Below are 14,522 nucleotides of genomic sequence, written 5' to 3' on the forward strand. Positions count from 1 at the left end.
CGGCGCCCGGCGTCGAGCCCGTCGCCGCGCCGGCCGACCCGGCGGCGACCGTCGCGCCCGAGTCGACCGCCACGCCGACGCTCGAGCCGGCGCCGCGCGCCGCGCCCGCCGCCGTCGCGCCGGCGCCCGCGACCGCTCCGACGCTCGCCCCGGCGGCGCCCGCGATCGCGAGCGCGGCGCGCACCTTCGCCGACGCGATCCATCGCGCCGTCACCGCCGACGAGCGCGCCGCGCCCGCCGAGCCGCTGCCGACCGCGCAGCTCGCCCAGCCCGCCACCGGCGCGATCACCGCCGCCGCGGTCGCCGCGCCGCAGCCCGCCACCCAGCAGCCGCTCGACATGACGCACGGGCGCTGGCCCGAGGCGATGATCCACCGCATCGAGCAGCTGCGCGACATGGCCAACGCCAATGACGTGCGGATCCGGCTCGTCCCCGACGCGCTCGGCGCGATCGACGTCTCGCTGCGGCGTGACGGCGAGACCGTGCAGGTCCAGCTCGTCGCCGAGCAGCCGCAGACCCGCGCGCTGCTCGCCGAGGCGCAGCCGCGCCTCCAGGAGATGGCCGAGCAGCGCGGCATCAAGCTCCAGCACGGCGGCGGCGCCACGACGGGGAACGGCACCAGCAGCACGCCGCAGCAGGGCCAGGCGTCGTCCGGCGGGTCCCAGGCCTCGCAGACCCCCGCCAGCCAGTCGCAGGGCAGCAACGCCGGCCAGCAGCCCGATCGCCAGCAGCCGCAGGCGCAGCAGCAGCGCGCGCCGCGTGCCCCCGCTTCCGCCCGCCGCGTCGCCGACGCGGCCACCACCGACGACCGTATCGCCTGAACCGAGGGAATGACCGATGAGTGACACCGAAGCTGCCGCGCCCAAGAAGAAGGGCAAGATGAAGACGATCCTGGTCGGCGTCGTCGGCGTCGTCGTCCTGCTGGGCGGCGGCGTCGGCGCCGGCCTGTACGCCGCCAACTCCGGCCTGGTCGGCGGCGGCAGCGCGCACCCCGCGCTCAAGGAGGATCCCAACAAGCCCCATCTCGTGCCCAAGAGCGAGCAGAAGCGCGCCGGCGAAGGCGGCGAGGGCGGCGAAGGCGGCGAGGGCGGCCACGGCGGCGGCGAGAGCGCCGAGGGCGGCGAGGCCAAGAGCGAGGACCATGGCGCCCCCACCCCCGAGGGCGCCGGCGGCGAGCCCTACGCCTCCAACTACTACGCGATGGATAAGGAGTTCACCTCCAACCTCCAGGACTCGGTGCATTTCGTCCAGGTCGGCATCGCGGTGTCGACGCCCTACGACGACAAGGTCATCAACAACCTGAAGACCAACGACATCGCGATTCGCTCGGCGATCCTCATGACGCTGGGCGACACCACCGAGGACCAGGTCTTCACCAGCGCGGGCAAGCAGCAGCTCCAGAAGCGGCTGGTCGCATCGATCAATCAGACTCTGCGCGAAAAAGAGGGATTCGGCGGCATCGCTAACGTCTACTTTACCAACTTTGTGGTTCAGTGACCTGGCATGGTTAACGAGCCCGACCTCTCCGACTTCGGCCTGGAGCCCGACGCCACCGAGCGGCGCGGGCGTGGGCGCACCGACTCTCCCGTCGGCGTGACCAACCTCGGCGCCGGGTCGGGGGCGGCGGGCAAGCTGCATCCCTTCGGCGACCTCCACACGCTGCAGCATCTCTCGGCGCGTGCCGCGCGCGGGGTGCGCCAGGTGTTCGAGGGCTATTGGCGCAGCGAGACGCGCACCTGGGCCGAGCCGCTCGAGGTGTTGCGTCTCGCCGACTATCGCGCCGCGCGCGGCGACAAGCTGACCGCCTATCTGCCGCTGACGATGGACGGGCGCCCGCTGCTGGTGGTGCTCGACTCGCAGTTCGTCGCCGAGCTGCTCGACCTGTTCTTCGGCGGCACCGGCGACGTCTCGCCGACGCTGGCGCTCGAGTTCACCCCCGCCGCCGACGTGCTGGCGCAGCGAGTCGCCGCCGCGATGGCGCGCACCTTGCAGGGCGCGTGGGAGCCGCTCGCGCGCGCGCAGTTCGGCGCCGAGCGGTGCGAGCTGGGCTCCAACCTGATCCAGGGGATCGAGGGCGACGACGTGGTGATCTCCACCCGCTTCGGCCTCGCGCGGGGCAGCGCCAAGCCGCTGTTCGTGGACGTGCTCTACCCCGTCGCGACGCTCAAGCCGCACACCGTGGCGCTCACCGGCAAGGTGGTGGCCAAGCCCGCCGAGGTCGACGCCGAGTGGCGCACCCAGCTCACCCGCGCCGCGATGGGCGTGCGGCTGCCGGTGCGCTCGGTGCTGGCCGAGCCGACCATCTCGCTCGCCAAGCTGATGGATCTCAAGGAAGGCGACGTCATCCCGATCAGCTTCGGCCCCGACGTGCCGATCGTGATCGGCGGCGTCGCGCTCGGCATGGGCACGGTCGGCACCTCCAACGGTCGCGCCGCGATCCGCATCTCCAAGCTCGAAGGACCCCTGCTATGAACGACATGACGAGCGGCTTCACGATCGACGCGGCGGTCGCCGCCAACCTGCGCATGCTCCAGGACGTCGACGTCAAGCTGACGGTGGAGATCGGCTCCACCACCTTGTCGCTGCGCGAATTGCTCGCGCTCGGTGAGGCCAGCGTGATCGAGCTCGACCGCCAGGCGGGCGAATTGCTGGATGTTCTGGTTAACGGCACGTTGATCGGACGCGGCGAAGTCGTCACGGTGGGCGACCGCTTCGGGGTGAAGATGACCGAGCTGGTCGCGCCCGAGAAGCGGGGCTGAAGGGCGACGCGCGTATGATGTGGACCTATATCCTCAAGCTGGTGGTGCTGCTGCCGCTGGTCTGCGGCTTGATGATCGGGTGCCTGTATCTGTGGCGGCGGCTCGAGACGCGGCTGCCGGGCAAGACCGCGACCCGGATGATCGCGGTGCGCGAGACGATGATGATCTCGCCGGGGCTGCGACTCGCGGTGATCGACTTCGAGGGCAGCCGCCTGCTCGTCTCGGTCGGGCGCGGCGGCGTGACGCTGGTCGACAAGACGCCCGCCACCGCCGAGGGCGCCGCCGCGCCGGCCGACCCGGTCGAGGCGGCGCGCGCGCTGGCGCGGGAGTTCCGCCGGTGAGCGGGGGTGATGTCGCGATCGCTGCCCTCTCCTTCCGTCATCCTGGACTCGTCTCAGGATCCACCGTGCCGCAGGGCTGGACGCCGCGGCACGGCCGGCGACGTGGATCCTGAAACAAGTTCAGGATGACGCTGGGAAGGAGGATGCGGATGCCGATGATGCAACAGAATTACACCGTCACGCGCACCGGCGGCACCGCGGCGCTGATCCGCGCGCGCGCGGCCAAGCGCCAGCACGCCTGGCGCGTGCTGCTCGCGCTCGCCGCCATCGCGGTGATGCTGTGCGTCGCCTTCCCCGCGCTCGCCCAGACGGGACCCGCCGCGCCACCCCCGGGCGCGCCCGCGGCGCCCGCGCCGGGCGTCGGCGATGCGGTCGATCGCGCGCTCGGCCAGCTCTCGCGCGGTGATGCCTCGAGCACCCCTGGCAACGGCTCGCTGTCGCTGTCGCTGCAGGTGCTCATCATCATGGGGCTGCTCACGATCCTGCCCGGGATCGTGCTGATGATGACGAGCTTCACCCGGATCATCATCGTGCTGTCGATCCTGCGTCAGGCCATGGGGCTGCAGCAGACCCCGCCCAACCAGGTGCTGATCGGCCTCTCGCTGTTCCTCAGCTTCTTCGTGATGGCGCCCGCGATCAACCAGATCAACACCACTGCGATCCAGCCCTATTCGCAGGGTCGCATCGGCGGCACGCAGCTGATCCAGGCCGCCGGCGCGCCGCTCCACGCCTTCATGGAGAAGCAGACGCGGGTGAAGGATGTCACCATGTTCGCCGAGATGGCCAAGTCCGGCCCCTATGCCAGCCCGCGCGACATCCCCTATTCGGTGCTGCTCCCGGCGTACGTGACCTCCGAGCTGAAGACCGCCTTCCAGATCGGCTTCCTCGTCTTCCTGCCCTTCATCGTGATCGACCTGGTGGTGGCCACCGTGCTGATGGCGCTGGGCATGGCGATGCTGAGCCCGACGATCATCTCGCTGCCGTTCAAGCTGCTGCTGTTCGTGCTGGTCGACGGCTGGGCGCTGACGATGGGGAGCCTCGCGAACAGTTTCGCGACCTAGCGGTAGAATTGCGTTAACCAAGTTACGCCATAGCGTGCCTGTCCCACATCCCGCCGTCGGGGTGACGCCATAGAGAGCCCGCATGCACCCGCTCGTCGACGCCGATTATTTCCTGACCGTCGCCAACCAGACGATGTGGGTGCTCGCGCTCGTCGCCGCGCCGCTGCTGATCCCGGCGCTGCTGTCGGGGCTGATCCTCGGCATGGTCCAGGCCGCCACCTCGATCAACGAGCAGACGCTGAGCTTCGTCCCCAAGCTGGTGGTGGTGGCGGTGTCGATCATGGTGTTCGGCGCGATGATCCTGGGGCTGCTGAGCGACTTCACCACCGAGATCTTCGCGCGCATCCCCGATCTGGTGCGGTGAACGCTTGATCGTGCTGCGCCCTCCCTCCTCTCTTCTGTTCCCCGGCGAAGGCCGGGGCCCAGGTGGGGGACGTTTCGTGCCAGCCACAGCGCTCCACCCAGCTGGGCCCCGGCCTTCGCCGGGGAACGGGTTCGTGAGGATGGCGCATTACTGTCTCACGCGCCATGCTCCTGCGTTCGCAGGAACACGTCACATCGAGGCTGCCCGCTAGATGCTCGGCTTCGGCCTCGCGATCGAGCCCCAGCTGTGGGCGATGATCTTCGTGATGGTCCGCGTCGGCGCGGCGTTCGTCGCCGCGCCGGTGTTCAGCAACGTCTCGGTGCCGCTCACCGTGCGGGTCGCGCTCTCGGGCGCGATCGCGGTGCTGGTGCTCGGCACCACGCCGGTGCAGGTGCCGCAGAGCGTGTTCGCGCTCGCCACCTTCGTCGCGGTCGCGGCCGAGGCGCTGGTCGGGCTGGCGCTCGGCTTCGTGCTCCAGGTCGCCTTCGCCGCGCCCCTGGTGGCGGGCGAGATCATCGGCGGCTCGATGGGGATCGGCTTCGCCAACATGATCGACCCCAATTCGGGTCGCTCCAGCCCCGCGATCGGCCAGTTCCTGTCGATCCTGCTGACGCTTCTCTTCCTCTCGCTCGACGGGCACCTGGTGCTGGTCGACCTGGTGGTGCGCAGCTACCGCGCGCTGCCGCCCGGCGCCTCCTGGCTCGCCGCGGACCAGCTGCGCGACATCGCTTTGTTCGGCGGCTACGCCTTCCTCGCCGGGCTGCTGCTGGCGCTGCCGGTGGGTTTCCTGCTGCTGTGCCTCAACCTCGTGATGGGGATGGTGTCGCGCTCGGCGCCGTCGCTCAACCTGTTCGCGGTCGGCCTGCCGGTCAGCCTCGCGGTCGGCGTGGTGAGCCTCGCGATCGCGCTGCCGGCGATGGGTGATTACATGCAGGTGATCATCCGCGAGGGCCTCGCCGCGGCGCAGAGCCTCGTGCTGGCGGGGGCGCGCTGATGTCGGAGGGTGGCGACAAGACAGAAGCCCCGACCGACAAGCGTCGCAAGGACGCACGCGAGAAGGGCAACATCCTCAAGAGCCGCGACCTCGCCACCGCCCTGGTGGTGCTGGCGGGCGTGACCTGGCTGCTGTTCTTCGGCCCCGGCCTGCTCGCCGCCTGCCGCGCGGTGATGGCGTCCAGCTTCACCTTCGGGCGCGCCGACGTCGAGGATTTCGCCCCGTGGCGCCCACTGGTCGAGGCGGGATGGAAGCTGGCGGTGCCGCTCGGCTCGCTGTTCGCGATCAGCATGGTCGCCGCGGTGGTGAGCCAGGCGGGGCTCGGCAGCTTCGGCTGGAACGGCTCGCTGATGGCGCCCAAGGCGTCGCGCATCAACCCGGCCTCGGGGCTCAAGCGCATCGTCGGCATGTCGGGCTGGATCGAGCTCGGCAAGTCGCTGCTCAAGGTGATCCTGCTCGGCACCATCGGCGCCTGGATGCTGTGGAAGACCGCGCATTTCAGCTTCGGCCTCGCCGCCTCCAACCTGCCCGTGGCGCTCGCCGGGCTGGGCGCGACGATGACGAACGTGCTGCTCGTCATGGCGATGGGTCTGGTCGCGATCGCGCTGGTCGACGTGCCCACCCAGGTGCTGCAGCTGCTGCGCAAGCTGCGCATGACCAAGCAGGAAGTGCGCGACGAGCACAAGGAGAGCGAGGGCAATCCCGAGATGAAGGGGCATCTGCGCGCCAAGCAGCGCGCGATGCTCTCGGGCGGCATGCGCCAGGCGCTGACCGAGGCGCACGTGGTGCTGACCAACCCGACGCACTTCGCGGTGGCGCTGCGCTACGACCGCGGGCGCGACCAGGTGCCGGTGGTGGTGGCCAAGGGGCGCAACGCCACCGCGCTGGCGATCCGCGAGGCCGCCGCCGAGATGAGTCTGCCGGTGCTCGAATATCCGGCACTGGCCCGCGCGGTCTATTACACCAGCCGCGAGGGGCAGGAGGTGCGCGACGATCTGTACGTCGCGATCGCCACCGTGCTCGCCTTCGTCTTCGGGCTCAACGAGCGCGCCGGCGGGCGCCTGCCGCCGGTCGACGTTCCCATCACCGCGCGGTTCGACGAACATGGCAAGAAACAGGGGTAAAGCTCCGCCGGCAGCGGTCGTTTAGAGAGGCATCATGGCGACGACGATCAGCAGCACCAGCAGCAGCACGGCGACGACCGCCACGACGTCGACGACCAAGACGTCGTCGACCTCGTCGGTCAACCAGTCGGCGGCCAACTCGGTCCTCACCTCGCTCGGCTCGGGCTCGGGGGTCGATACCGGCGCGCTCGTCACCCAGCTGGTCGACGCGCAGTTCGCGCAGAAGCGCGCGCAGCTCACCTCGAAGAGCGACACGCTCACCGCGCAGATCTCGGGCGTGGCGACACTCAAGAGCACCATCTCGGACTTCACCAAGGCGCTGGAGAACCTCGTCGAGGGCGGCACGCTGGCGACCCAGCCGAACAGCTCGATGAGCGGCGTCGCCACCGCCAGCGCCGTCCCGGGCACCTCGGCCTCCGGGCTCAACAGCAGCGTCACCGTCAACGCGCTCGCCACCGCGCAGATCGCCACCAGCGCCAAGATCGCGTCGCCGTCCACCGCCACCTTCGGCACCGGCACGCTGACGCTGACGCTCGGCACCGCCACCACCAGCGGCGGTGCGATGACCGGCTTCACCGCTGGCACCAACGCCGACGGCTCGGCCAAGTCGTTCGCGATCGCGATCGACTCGAGCAACAACTCGCTGTCGGGCATCGCCGCCGCGATCAACGCCAAGAAGGCGGGCGTCACCGCCACGGTGATCAACGACGCCGACGGCGGCGCCTATCTCTCGCTCAAGGGCACCACCGGCGCGGCGCAGGCCTTCACGCTGGCGGCGAGCGACCCGGCCGGCGCGCTGGCGCAGTTCGACACCGGTTTCGGCACCGGCAACAAGACGACCGTCTCGAGCCAGGCGGGCAACGCCAAGCTCGTCGTCGACGGCGTCGCGGTCGAGCGCGGCAGCAACGAGGTCAGCGACCTGATCGCGGGCGTCAAGCTCAGCCTGACCGGCACCGGCACCACCAATCTCACCTCGACTCGCCCCGATAGCGCGCTGTCGAGCGCGGTGAAGGACTTCGTCGACACCTACAACCAGGTGCTGGGCGTGGTGAAGGAGCAGACCGACGCGATCAACGGCCAGCTCCGCGCCGACCCCGCCGCCAAGACGCTGCTGCGCACGCTGCAGGGGCTGACCAGCCGCGTGCTGCTGCCCGGCGCCGCGACGGGTACGCCCGCGACGCTCGCCGCGATCGGCGTGCGCACCACGCGCACCGGCGAGCTCGAGGTCGACGACAACGCGCTGACCAGCGCGATGAAGAACGCGCCCGAGGCGGTCGAGGCGATGTTCACCAAGAGCAGCAGCGGCGCGACCGGGCTGTACGCCGCGATGAAGTCGCTCGACCTCAACACCGGCAGCACGATCTACGGCCTGGGCGCCTCGTCCAAGCGCTTCCTCCAGGCGCAGTCCGACCTGGGCAAGCAGAAGAGCACCGTCGACGACCAGGCGACGAAGATGACGACGCGGCTGACGCAGCAGTTCTCCAGCATGAACGCGCGCGTCTCCGCCTACAAGGCCACGCAGTCGTTCATGCAGCAGCAGATCGACAATTGGACGAAGTCGACGGGTTGAGCGAGAAATAGACGACGATGGCCTATGCTTCCGCCCTGCTGCGCGATCCGGCGCGCACCTATCGCGAGATCGACCTCGCCGGCCGCACCGCCGCGGCCGACGGCCCCGCACTCGTCCAGCTATTGTACGAGGAGCTCACCCAGGCGCTGCGCGTCGCCGCCTGGGCGGCGGACAACCGCCAGTTCGCCACGCGCAGCGAGCGCGTGACGCGCGCCACCGCGATCCTGTTCGCACTCGAGGCGAACCTTGACTTCGATCGCGGCGGCGATGTCTCGCGCACGCTGGCGCGTTTCTACGCCGGCTGCCGCCGCCAGGTGGTGGACGCCAGCATCGGCACCGACGGCGAGCCGTTCCGCGCGGTGGCGTCGGAGCTGGAGGAGATCGCCGCGGCGTGGCGGATGGCCCGCGCGGCGTGAGGAGAGCAGGTTGAGGCCTTCTCCCCTCCCCTTCAGGGGAGGGGGCGGGGGTGGGGCTTCGCCGCGAGCGCCGCGCCGGTGGAGAGACCCCACCCCAACTCCTCCCCTGAAGGGGAGGGGCTTGATCGCTTGAACGCGACGTCACCGCACCAGATCGCGGTACTCCGGGTGGCGCTCGATGAAGGCGCGCACGAAGGGGCATTGCGGCACCACGCGCAGGCCCTGGTCGCGCGCGGAATCCAGCGCGGCGCGGATCAGCCGCGAGCCCACCCCGCGCCCCTCGATCGCGGGCGGCACCAGGGTGTGCGTGAACACGATCGTGTCGCCCTCGAGCTGATAGGCCGCGACCGCGCGCTCGCCCCCGACCGAGAGCTCGAACTCCTGCTCGGAGCGATGGTCGCGGACCCGCTCGACGCTCACTGCCCGGGCGCCGCCGCAGGCGCGTCGGGCGCGCGTGCCACCGAGGCGGCGGGCGTGGCCTTCGCCTCCACCGTCGGTGCCGCGCCATCGGCGGGCTCGCGCTCGCACGCGGCGAGCAGCGCCGCGGCGCCGAAGGTGAAGAGCGCGAGGTTCGGGCGCGGGGTCATCGGTCGTCCTGAGAGCATGCCCGCATTACGCCCCGCCCCCGTCGCGCGTTCCCCGATCGCCTCCCCGACCGCGTCGCCACGCCGGTTGCCCTCGGCCGCGCGCGCGCCTAGGTCGGGCGCGCCCATGGCGCTCGACCCGCTTCCCCAGCTTCAGACGATCTTCGGCTTTCCCGCCTTCCGCGGCGTGCAGGAGCAGGTCGTCACGCGCGTGCTCGCGGGCGAGCGCACGCTCGCGGTGATGCCGACCGGCGCGGGCAAGTCGCTCTGCTACCAGCTGCCCTCGGCCATGCTGGAGGGGACGTGCGTGGTCGTCAGCCCGCTGATCGCGCTGATGCACGACCAGCTCCGCGCCGCCACCGCGATCGGCCTGCGCGCCGCGACGCTGACCAGCGTCGACGAGAACAAGGCCGAGACGCGCGGGCGCTACCTCGATGGCGGCCTCGACCTGCTGTACGTCGCGCCCGAGCGCGCCTCCACCGCCGACTTCCGCGACCTGCTCGAGCGCGGCCGCCCCGCGCTGTTCGCGATCGACGAGGCGCATTGCGTCAGCGAATGGGGCCACGACTTCCGCCCCGACTATCGCCTGCTGCGCCCGCTGCTCGACGCCTTCCCCGAGGTGCCGCGGCTGGCGCTGACCGCCACCGCCGACGCGCACACCCGCGCCGACATCCTCGAGCAGCTCGGCATCCCGCACGAGGGCATGATCGTCGCGGGGTTCGACCGGCCGAACATCCGCTACGCGATCCGCCCCAAGGACAACAGCACGCGCCAGATCGCCGACGTGGTGCGCGACACGCCCGGCCCCGGCATCGTCTACGTCCAGACCCGCGCCGCGACCGAGAAGATGGCGGCGCAGCTCACCGCGATCACCGGGCGCCCGGTGCGCGCCTATCACGCCGGGCTCGACCCGGCGGTGCGCGCGCGCAACCAGGCCGATTTTGTCGCCTCGGAGGACATGGTGATGTGCGCCACGGTCGCCTTCGGCATGGGGATCGACAAGCCCGACGTCCGCTTCGTCGCGCACGCCGGCCTGCCCAAGTCGATCGAGGCCTATTACCAGGAGACCGGTCGCGCCGGGCGCGACGGCGACCCCGCGGTGGCGCATCTCTTCTGGGGCGCGGAGGATTTCGCGCGCGCGCGGCAGCGCATCGGCGAGGTGGAACAGCACCGCCAGCCGGGCGAGCGCCAGCGACTCGCCGCGCTCGGCGCGCTGGTGGAGACCGCGGGGTGCCGCCGCGCCATCCTGCTGCGCCACTTCGGCGAGCACCCGCCCGAGCGCTGCGGCAATTGCGACAATTGCCTGTCGCCCCCCGCCGCGCTCGACGCCACCGAGACCGCGCGCAAATATCTCTCCGCGGTGTTCCGCACCGGGCAGATGTTCGGCGCGACCTATATCGAGCAGGTGCTCACCGGCCAGTCGAGCGAGCGCAGCCTGATGAACGGGCACGAGCAATTGTCGGTCTGGAACATCGTCGACGGCGAGGAAGTGGCGCTGCTCAAGCCGGTCGGGCGCGCGCTGCTGCTCAAGGATGCCTTGCGCACCAACCATCACGGCGGGCTCGAGTTCGGTCCGGCCGCGCGCGCGCTGCTCAAGGGCGAGGCGACGCTGCCGCTGGTCGAGCCGCCCAAGCGCGAGCGCCGCCGCGGCGGGCGCGCGGGCGCGACGCCCAACCCGGTCGACGATCCCGTGTTCGAGGCGCTGCGCGCGTGCCGGCGCGAGCTGGCGAAGGAGGCGGGGGTGCCGCCCTACGTGATCTTCCACGACTCGGCGCTGCGCGAGATGGCGTCGCTGCGCCCGACCTCGCTCGCCGCGCTGGGCCGGATCGCGGGGGTGGGGCAGCGCAAGCTCGACGCCTACGGCCAGGCGTTCCTCGACGTGCTGAAGGGAGCGGGGTAAGCCTCGATCCTCCCCCTGCAGGGGGAGTGCGGGCTTTGGCTTGCCCCCGGCGAGCCAAGATGGTGTCCGGGGGACACCATCTCGCCCGCACTGTCAGCGCGTCAGCGCTGACGGAGGGGTGACCGGCCGGCGAGGGTCGGTGGACTCACCACCGGCGACACCCCTCCGTCAGCCCTGCGGGCTGCCACCTTCCCTCAAAGGGGAGGAACTTCAGGCCAGGCCCCTCGCGGCGACTTCATATGCGCGGTGTTGTCTTCCCCCTCGCCGTCGCGTCCGCTTCGCGCTAAGGCGCCGCTCTCCCGCGACGGGACGATCGGGATCAGTGACGCGGCGATCCGGCCGCGCTAGAGGCACCTTCCTATGTTGCGCATCATCGACGAGACGATCGCGGTCGCGCCGCAGATCCGGCCCGAGGACCTGCCCGCCATCGCCGCCGCCGGCTACAAAGCCGTCGTCAACAACCGCCCCGACGGCGAGGAACCCGGCCAGCCCGACGGCGAGTCGATCCGCGCCGCGGCCGAGGCGGCGGGGCTGCGCTACACCGCCATCCCGGTCACCCATGCCGGCTTCTCGCTGCCGCAGGTCGAGGCGATGAGCGCGGCGCTGGCCGAGGCCGGCGGCCCGGTGCTGGCCTATTGCCGCTCGGGCACGCGCTCGTGCAACCTGTGGGCGCTCGCCGGCGCGGCGCGCGGCGACGACGCCGACTCGCTCACCGCCAAGTCGGCGGCGGCCGGCTATGACCTCACCAACCTGCGTCCCCTGCTCGACGCGGTGGCGCGGCGCGGCTGAGCCGGCACGATGGGGCTGGCGGCATGGCTCGGCCTCGGCCGGGCGCACCGGATGATGCGATCGGTCGACGAGGCGATCGAGGCGGTCGGCGTCGCGCTGCCGCGCTTCGCCGCCTTCGACGCGGTGATCGCCGAGGACGGCCGCGCCGCGCTGGTGATCGACACGACCGGGGTAATCGCGCTGGTGCTGGTGCGCGGCGCGCGGGTGCGCGCGCGCGTGATCGAGTGGGCGATGGTGCGCCAGACATACGCGGGCATCCTGGTCGAGACCGGTGACCGCGGCTTCGGCGACGTGCTGCTGGCGGGGGTGAGCGCGATCGACGTCCGCCGCCTCGGCATGCCGCCCTTGCCGCAGCGCGAGCCCGCCACGATCGTGGGGACGCTCGAGACCGCCTGAGCGCGGGGCCGCTAATCTCGGCGTTGGTGTATCGGAACGCAGCTATCCTCCCCTCATAGGGAAGGGTCTACCGCTCGCGGTGACCCGCTCCGACCGAACGCATCCCGCCCGCTCACGCCGCGCGACGCGGCACCGGCTGGTTGAGCCACTCGAGGTCGAACGCCGCGTCGAACTGGAGCCCCGCGCGGCCCTCGTCGTCGACCCAGCGCACCGTCGCCGCCAACGCCAGCCCGTCCTCCAGCTCCAGCGCGACCGGATAGCCGATCGCCGCCGCGGGCAGGTCGACGCCGTCGACCATCGCCCCCGCCGGCGAGATGTTGCGCACGCGCACCTCGGCACGCTCACCCGCCAGCTCGAGCCGCGCCGAGCGCAGCACGCGGTGGCGCGGCGCGCGGCTGGTCTTGTGCCCGATCGGCACCGCATAGCCCTCCGCCGCGTCGAGCTGCGCGCGCACGGTGCCGGCGTCGGCCGGGCGACCGTAGACATAGCCCTGGATGTGGCTGCACCCCAGCCCGCGGATCAGCACGATCTCGTCCTGCTGCTCGACCCCTTCCGCGGTGGTCTCCATGCCGAGCGTCTCGGCCAGGCTGACGATCGCGCGGATGATCGCGGCGTTGCGGTTGCCCGGCTGGATCGCGCCGCGCACGAAGCTCTGGTCGATCTTGATCTTGTCGAACGGCGCCTTGCGCAGATAGCCGAGGCTGGAATAGCCGGTGCCGAAGTCGTCGAGCGCGAGCCGCACGCCCAGCGCCTTGAGCGCGCGGAACATCTGCTCCGACGAGGCATCCTCGTTGAGGAACACGCCCTCGGTGATCTCCAGCTCGAGCCGGTGCGGCGCCAGCCCCGTCGCGGCCAGCGCGCCCGCCACCAGCGCCGGCAGCCGGGGGTTGGCGAACTGGATCGGCGAGACGTTGACCGCGACCCGGACGTGATCGGGCCAGGTCGCCGCCTCGGCGCAGGCGGTATCCAGCACCCAGGCGCCGATCGCCTCGATCAGCCCGCACTCCTCCGCCACCGGGATGAACTCGGCCGGGCTCACCGCCCCGCGCTGCGGATGATCCCAGCGGACCAGTGCCTCATAGCCCATGATGCGCGCGTCGGCGGTGGACACCACCGGCTGGTAGGCGAGGCGGAACTCGCCCGCGGCGAGCGCGCGGCGCAGATCGTCCTCCAGCCGCTTGCGGTTCTGCGCGCCGTGGAGCAGCTCCTCGCGGTAGAAACGGTGGACGCCGCGCCCGTCGGCCTTGGCGGCATAGAGCGCGAGATCGGCGTTGCGCACCAGCTCCTCCTGCCCCGCGCCGTCGGCGGGGGCGATCGCGACGCCGACCGAGCAGCCGATCGACAGGGTCGAGCGGTCGATGTGATAAGGCAGCGACAGGGCCGCGATCACGCGCTGCGCCAGCGCGCCGAGCCGGTCGCGGTCGCCCTCGTTGGGGACGATCACCTTGAACTCGTCGCCGCCGAGACGCCCGACCAGACCGGCGTCGCCGATGGTGCGCTGCAGCCGCTGCGCCACTTCCTTGAGCAGCTCGTCGCCGACCTGGTGGCCGAGCGTGTCGTTGACCGCCTTGAAGCGGTCGAGGTCGAGCAGGAACAGGCCCGTGGGGTGGGTGCCGCCCGCCTGCGCCTGCGCCAGCGTCTGCTCGAGCGCCAGGCGCATGCGCTGGCGGTTGGCGATACCGGTCAGCGCGTCGAACAGCGCGAGCCGCTTGATCTCGGCCTCGGCGCGGCGCTGCTCGGTCAGGTCCGAGCCCGCGCCGATGAAGCCCTGGAAGCGGTCGAGCTCGTCGCGCGCGGGGCGGCCCGAGATCGACCACCAGCGCTCGGCGCCGCTGCCCCCCGCGGCCGGGCGCACCGAATAATCGGTGAAGGAGGTGCGCGACGAGAGGTGGAAGCTCAGCGTTCGCTCGGTCTCGACCCAGGCTGAATCGACTCGGAACACGTCGGTGAGCGCGGCGCCGATCGGCTCGATGCCGAGCGTGCGCAGCTCGCGCGCGACCTTGTCGGAGAGATAGGTGAGCCGGCCGCGGCGGTCGCTCTGCCAGAACCAGCCGGCGCCGTGCGCCTCATATTCGGCGACGAGGCGGCTGTCGCGCCGCTCGGCGTCGCGGCGCTGCCGCCGCTCGGCCAGCGCGCGCTGGCGGGCGAGCGCGGCGCGCACCACCGCGAGCGCCACCAGCGCGGCGCCGCCGAGCGCGAGCGCGGCCGGCAGCGGCGCGGCGCC

Annotated in this window: 17 protein-coding genes; 14 read left to right on the top strand and 3 right to left on the bottom strand. The window is 71.6% G+C overall.

Annotated elements, in window-relative coordinates:
- The 11 genes from KZ820_RS21475 to KZ820_RS21525 form a co-directional block, all read left to right on the top strand.
- The coding region (locus KZ820_RS21475; RefSeq protein ID WP_219750841.1) for a flagellar hook-length control protein FliK at positions 1 to 821 on the top strand (821 nt) is incomplete at its 5' end.
- Between the two features lie 16 nt (positions 822 to 837).
- Entirely contained in the window at positions 838 to 1,497 is a 660-nt protein-coding gene (locus KZ820_RS21480) for a flagellar basal body-associated FliL family protein (protein WP_219750842.1), read from the top strand.
- A gap of 6 nt (positions 1,498 to 1,503) precedes the next feature.
- On the top strand, positions 1,504 to 2,472 hold the full coding sequence (locus tag KZ820_RS21485; protein WP_219750843.1) for a flagellar motor switch protein FliM: 969 nt from the start codon (positions 1,504 to 1,506) through the stop codon (positions 2,470 to 2,472).
- Positions 2,469 to 2,759 carry a flagellar motor switch protein FliN gene (gene fliN / locus KZ820_RS21490; protein WP_132908390.1) on the top strand — a complete coding sequence of 97 codons (291 nt, stop codon included), beginning with the start codon at positions 2,469 to 2,471 and terminating at the stop codon, positions 2,757 to 2,759. The genes KZ820_RS21485 and fliN overlap by 4 nt, the downstream gene beginning before the upstream one ends.
- 14 nt (positions 2,760 to 2,773) lie before the next feature.
- Positions 2,774 to 3,100, top strand: coding sequence for a flagellar biosynthetic protein FliO (locus KZ820_RS21495; RefSeq protein ID WP_219750844.1), 327 nt, complete (start codon positions 2,774 to 2,776; stop codon positions 3,098 to 3,100).
- A gap of 149 nt (positions 3,101 to 3,249) precedes the next feature.
- Positions 3,250 to 4,161, top strand: a complete 912-nt coding sequence (gene fliP, locus KZ820_RS21500; protein WP_258048416.1) for a flagellar type III secretion system pore protein FliP — start codon at positions 3,250 to 3,252, stop codon at positions 4,159 to 4,161.
- Positions 4,162 to 4,243: 82 nt separating this feature from the next.
- Positions 4,244 to 4,525, top strand: coding sequence for a flagellar biosynthesis protein FliQ (fliQ, locus tag KZ820_RS21505; protein ID WP_132908393.1), 282 nt, complete (start codon positions 4,244 to 4,246; stop codon positions 4,523 to 4,525).
- A 211-nt stretch (positions 4,526 to 4,736) separates the two neighbouring features.
- The gene (gene fliR, locus KZ820_RS21510) at positions 4,737 to 5,519 is read left to right on the top strand and encodes a flagellar biosynthetic protein FliR (protein ID WP_219750845.1); all 783 of its coding nucleotides are present in this window, start codon (positions 4,737 to 4,739) and stop codon (positions 5,517 to 5,519) included.
- Positions 5,519 to 6,643: a flagellar type III secretion system protein FlhB gene (gene flhB, locus KZ820_RS21515; protein WP_219750846.1), complete on the top strand. Its 1,125-nt coding sequence runs from the start codon at positions 5,519 to 5,521 to the stop codon at positions 6,641 to 6,643. Before fliR ends, flhB begins: the two co-directional genes overlap by 1 nt.
- Positions 6,644 to 6,677: 34 nt before the next feature.
- A complete protein-coding gene (fliD, locus tag KZ820_RS21520) occupies positions 6,678 to 8,213 on the top strand; it encodes a flagellar filament capping protein FliD (RefSeq protein ID WP_219750847.1) in 1,536 nt (511 codons plus the stop codon).
- A 17-nt stretch (positions 8,214 to 8,230) separates the two neighbouring features.
- The gene (locus KZ820_RS21525) at positions 8,231 to 8,629 is read left to right on the top strand and encodes a flagellar export chaperone FliS (protein ID WP_219750848.1); all 399 of its coding nucleotides are present in this window, start codon (positions 8,231 to 8,233) and stop codon (positions 8,627 to 8,629) included.
- Between the two features lie 141 nt (positions 8,630 to 8,770).
- Here the strand turns inward: KZ820_RS21525 and KZ820_RS21530 are convergent, their stop codons facing one another.
- Positions 8,771 to 9,049 carry a GNAT family N-acetyltransferase gene (locus tag KZ820_RS21530; protein ID WP_219750849.1) on the bottom strand — a complete coding sequence of 93 codons (279 nt, stop codon included), beginning with the start codon at positions 9,047 to 9,049 and terminating at the stop codon, positions 8,771 to 8,773.
- Positions 9,046 to 9,216, bottom strand: coding sequence for a hypothetical protein (locus KZ820_RS21535; RefSeq protein WP_219750850.1), 171 nt, complete (start codon positions 9,214 to 9,216; stop codon positions 9,046 to 9,048). The genes KZ820_RS21530 and KZ820_RS21535 overlap by 4 nt, the downstream gene beginning before the upstream one ends.
- A 124-nt stretch (positions 9,217 to 9,340) precedes the next feature.
- Between KZ820_RS21535 and recQ the strand changes: the two genes are divergently transcribed.
- From recQ to KZ820_RS21550, 3 genes are all read left to right on the top strand, one after another.
- Positions 9,341 to 11,113 carry a DNA helicase RecQ gene (gene recQ, locus KZ820_RS21540; RefSeq protein ID WP_219750851.1) on the top strand — a complete coding sequence of 591 codons (1,773 nt, stop codon included), beginning with the start codon at positions 9,341 to 9,343 and terminating at the stop codon, positions 11,111 to 11,113.
- 360 nt (positions 11,114 to 11,473) lie between these two features.
- Positions 11,474 to 11,902, top strand: coding sequence for a protein tyrosine phosphatase family protein (locus KZ820_RS21545; protein WP_219750852.1), 429 nt, complete (start codon positions 11,474 to 11,476; stop codon positions 11,900 to 11,902).
- A 9-nt stretch (positions 11,903 to 11,911) separates the two neighbouring features.
- Positions 11,912 to 12,298 (top strand): hypothetical protein, encoded by a 387-nt coding sequence (locus KZ820_RS21550; protein WP_219750853.1) that lies wholly within the window; start codon positions 11,912 to 11,914, stop codon positions 12,296 to 12,298.
- 112 nt (positions 12,299 to 12,410) lie between these two features.
- On the opposite strand, the gene KZ820_RS21555 is transcribed toward KZ820_RS21550, so the two are convergent.
- The coding region (locus KZ820_RS21555; RefSeq protein WP_444547594.1) for an EAL domain-containing protein at positions 12,411 to 14,522 on the bottom strand (2,112 nt) is incomplete at its 5' end.

Source organism: Sphingomonas citri, assembly GCF_019429485.1.
GTDB classification, from domain to species: Bacteria; Pseudomonadota; Alphaproteobacteria; order Sphingomonadales; family Sphingomonadaceae; genus Sphingomonas; species Sphingomonas citri.